We start from the raw sequence: 3,475 nt of genomic DNA on the forward strand, positions 1-3,475 counted from the left end.
GTGGGGGGGCGGTTGGGGTGGCCCCCGCGGGCGGGTTCGGGTACCCGGGGGGGGGGGCCCTTCCGGGGGGCGGCGCCCCCCTCTCGTGTTCCGTTCCCGTGTTCCGTTCCCGTGTTCCGTCCGGGTCAGTCGATCGACGGCTTCTCGCGGCGCTCGGAGCCGTTGTTCTGCTGCGGGACGGTGTTTCCGCCGCCGCCCGAACCACCGCCCAGGGGGCCGAAGTTGCCCATGGCGCCGGACAGGCCCTTGAGGGCGTCGCCGATCTCGCTGGGGACGATCCAGAGCTTGTTGGCGTCACCCTCGGCGATCTTCGGGAGCATCTGGAGGTACTGGTAGCTGAGCAGCTTCTGGTCGGGGTCGCCGGCGTGGATGGCCTCGAAGACGGTGCGGACGGCCTGCGCCTCGCCCTCCGCGCGCAGGGCGGCGGCCTTGGCCTCACCCTCGGCGCGCAGGATCTGGGACTGCTTCTCACCCTCGGCGGTGAGGATCGCGGCCTGCCGCGTACCTTCCGCGGTGAGGATCGCGGCGCGCTTGTCCCGGTCGGCGCGCATCTGCTTCTCCATCGAGTCCTGGATGGAGGTGGGCGGCTCGATGGCCTTGAGCTCGACGCGGTTGACGCGGATGCCCCACTTGCCGGTGGCCTCGTCGAGCACGCCGCGAAGGGCCGCGTTGATCTCCTCGCGAGAGGTCAGGGTGCGCTCCAGGTCCATGCCGCCGATGATGTTGCGGAGCGTGGTGACCGTGAGCTGCTCGATGGCCTGGATGTAGCTGGCGACCTCGTAGGTGGCCGCGCGGGCGTCCGTCACCTGGTAGTAGATGACCGTGTCGATGTTGACCACCAGGTTGTCCTGGGTGATCACCGGCTGCGGCGGGAAGGGTACGACCTGCTCGCGCAGGTCGATGCGGTTGCGGATGGTGTCGATGAACGGGACCACGATGTTGAGGCCCGCGTTGAGTGTCCGCGTGTACCGGCCGAAGCGCTCGACGATGGCGGCGCTGGCCTGTGGAATGACCTGGATCGTCTTGATCAGGGCGATGAAGACCAACACCACCAGAATGATCAATACGATGATGACCGGTTCCATCGTGGCTCCCCGTACCCTTCTCCGCCTCGGCACCTCGGCAGATCTTATGGTTGTTGAAGATCTTGCTGCTCGAGTCTGACAGACCGTCGCACAACTCGTGGGGTGTTCGGTTCAGTTGCGTCCTGCGAGGTCAGATGACGATCGCGGTGGCCCCCTCGATGTCCACGACGTCCACTTCCTGGCCCACTTCGTAGGTGTGGCCGGTGTCGAGTGAACGCGCCGACCAGACCTCGCCGGCGAGCTTGATGCGGCCTCCGGAGCCGTCGACGCGTTCCAGTACGACGGCCTGTTTGCCTTTCAGCGCTTCCACGCCTGTGGCCAGTTGGGGGCGTTGGGCACCGTGCCGGACCGCGATGGGCCGTACGACGGCGATGAGGGCGACCGATACGACGACGAAGGCGAGCACCTGGACCACGACATCGAGGCCGAAGCCGGCGGCGACCGCGGCCGCGACGGCGCCCACCGCGAGCATGCCGAACTCCGGCATCGCGGTAATCACGAGCGGGATTCCGAGCGCGGCCGCGCCGACGAGCCACCACACCCACGCGTCGATGTCGTTCACATGGTCATGGTAGGACCGCGAGTCCCGCTGCCGACAGGGCGCGAAAGGGCTCAGGACAGCGGGAGGCCCTGGGCGGTCCAGCGGTCGCCGACCTGCTCGACGACGAGGGGCAGGCCGAAGCAGAGGGAGAGGTTGCGGGAGGTGAGTTCGAGTTCGAGCGGGCCCGCGGCGAGGACCTTGCCCTGGCGGATCATGAGGACGTGGGTGAAGCCCGGGGCGATCTCCTCGACATGGTGGGTGACCATGATCATGGAGGGGGCGATCGGGTCCCGGGCGAGGCGGCCGAGGCGGCGGACCAGGTCCTCGCGGCCGCCGAGGTCGAGGCCGGCGGCGGGCTCGTCGAGGAGGAGCAGTTCGGGGTCGGTCATCAGGGCACGGGCGATGAGGGTGCGCTTGCGCTCGCCCTCGGAGAGCGTGCCGAACCTGCGCTCCAGGTAGTCGCTCATGCCGAGGCGGTCGAGGAAGGCGCGGGCGCGCTGCTCGTCGACCTCCTCGTAGTCCTCCTGCCAGTGCGCGGTCATGCCGTACGCGGCGGTCAGCACCGTTTCGAGGACGGTCTGGCGCTTGGGGAGCTTGTCGGCCATGGCAATTCCTGCCATGCCGATGCGGGGGCGCAGCTCGAAAACGTCGGTGCCGGGCGTGCCGAGGGTCTCACCGAGGATGCTGGCGGTGCCCTTGCTGGGGTAGAGGTAGCTGGAGGCGACGTTCAGGAGGGTGGTCTTGCCGGCGCCGTTGGGGCCGAGGATGACCCAGCGCTCGCCCTCCTTCACCGACCAGGAGACCTGGTCCACCAGAGCCCGGCCCTCGCGGACCACGGATACGTCCTGAAGCTCCAGAACATCGCTCATGAGCGCGTTGTCTCCCCTTGCAGTGTGGCCGGTCTCGGCTGTCGCGTACGCCTGTGGCTCGGGCCGCCGCGCCGGTGGGCGCAGCCCCTACGAAATCTACGCCACCGGTGGCGCGGTCCATTCCATCGGTCCGGTCCTTAGGGTGGGGGCATGCTCTCGGAACCGCGTTCAGGACGCCTTGCCGCTTGGGGAAATGCCCTATTGGCCGGACTTGCCTCTCCGGACGACGCCGTGCTCGCGATCGTCGGCGACGACGCCGTGCACCGGGTCGAAGGGCTGCCGGGCGAGTCGGCGCCGGTCGGTCTCACGCTCGCGCTCGGGCGGCTGCGCACGCTGGGGGTGACCGCGCTGCGTGTGGCGCTGCCGGCACCGGGGCATCCGCTCGGGCTGAGCGGGCCGCCGGAGTTCAATGCGCGGGCGCTGGAGTCCGAGGAGGCGGTGGTCTGTCACGGTGCCGCGTTCGGGCTGGTGCCGGAGGTGTACGAGGCGGGGCCCGCCGGTGATGTGCATGTCGAGGTGGTCTGGCACTGCCTGCCGGTGCGGGAGGCGCCGCCCGCCGATGTGCCGTCGCTGGGTGAGGCCGAGCGGGAGCTGGCGGAGGCGCTGCGGGACGCCACGGCGGTGCTCTCGCGACTGGACGTGGCCGGGTCGGGGCCGGTGGCGGAGGCGGCGATCGACGCGTACCGGGCGCGGGCCGAGCGGGGACGCGAGGTGCTGGCGCCGGGTTATCCGCCACGGGCGGTGCGGGTGCTGGAGCTGGCGCAGCGGGTGGGGCTGCTGGTCTCCCTCGCCCACGAGAAGGGGCCCGGCGGTGCGGTGAGCGCGTCCGAGATGGCGGCGCGCGGCGCTGCGTTGCGGCCCGTGGAACGGACGGCCCGGCGGGCGCAGGTCGCGGCGTACAACTCCGTTGTGGAGGAGCGGGAACGGGGGCGGTGAGCGGGGATCTTCGTGGCCGGCGCCGGTGTCGGCGCCCCTGGGGG

The 3,475-nt window shown here is 70.4% G+C and carries 4 protein-coding genes; 1 reads left to right on the plus strand and 3 read right to left on the minus strand.

The window, feature by feature from the left end; all coding sequences use genetic code 11:
• Positions 1-125: 125 nt before the first annotated feature.
• The 3 genes from ACFW2E_RS42615 to ACFW2E_RS42625 form a co-directional block, all read right to left on the minus strand.
• Positions 126-1,085: an SPFH domain-containing protein gene (locus ACFW2E_RS42615; RefSeq protein WP_384476275.1), complete on the minus strand. Its 960-nt coding sequence runs from the start codon at positions 1,083-1,085 to the stop codon at positions 126-128.
• Between the two features lie 130 nt (positions 1,086-1,215).
• On the minus strand, positions 1,216-1,647 hold the full coding sequence (locus ACFW2E_RS42620; RefSeq protein WP_384476277.1) for an NfeD family protein: 432 nt from the start codon (positions 1,645-1,647) through the stop codon (positions 1,216-1,218).
• A 50-nt stretch (positions 1,648-1,697) separates the two neighbouring features.
• On the minus strand, positions 1,698-2,495 hold the full coding sequence (locus ACFW2E_RS42625) for an ABC transporter ATP-binding protein (protein WP_384476280.1): 798 nt from the start codon (positions 2,493-2,495) through the stop codon (positions 1,698-1,700).
• A gap of 150 nt (positions 2,496-2,645) precedes the next feature.
• Here ACFW2E_RS42625 and ACFW2E_RS42630 point away from each other — a divergent pair, with 150 nt between their 5' ends.
• Positions 2,646-3,431: a hypothetical protein gene (locus ACFW2E_RS42630; protein WP_384476283.1), complete on the plus strand. Its 786-nt coding sequence runs from the start codon at positions 2,646-2,648 to the stop codon at positions 3,429-3,431.
• Positions 3,432-3,475 lie beyond the last annotated feature (44 nt).

The organism is Streptomyces sp. NPDC058964 (assembly GCF_042741275.1).
GTDB lineage: Bacteria > Actinomycetota > Actinomycetes > Streptomycetales > Streptomycetaceae > Streptomyces.

What these genes read in the sequence shown, in the direction of transcription:
- ACFW2E_RS42625 (WP_384476280.1), bottom strand. Translation starts at nt 2,495, where the DNA reads ATGAGCGATGTTCTGGAGCTTCAGGACGTATCCGTGGTCCGCGAGGGC.
- ACFW2E_RS42630 (WP_384476283.1), top strand. Translation starts at nt 2,646, where the DNA reads ATGCTCTCGGAACCGCGTTCAGGACGCCTTGCCGCTTGGGGAAATGCC.
- ACFW2E_RS42615 (WP_384476275.1), bottom strand. Translation starts at nt 1,085, where the DNA reads ATGGAACCGGTCATCATCGTATTGATCATTCTGGTGGTGTTGGTCTTC.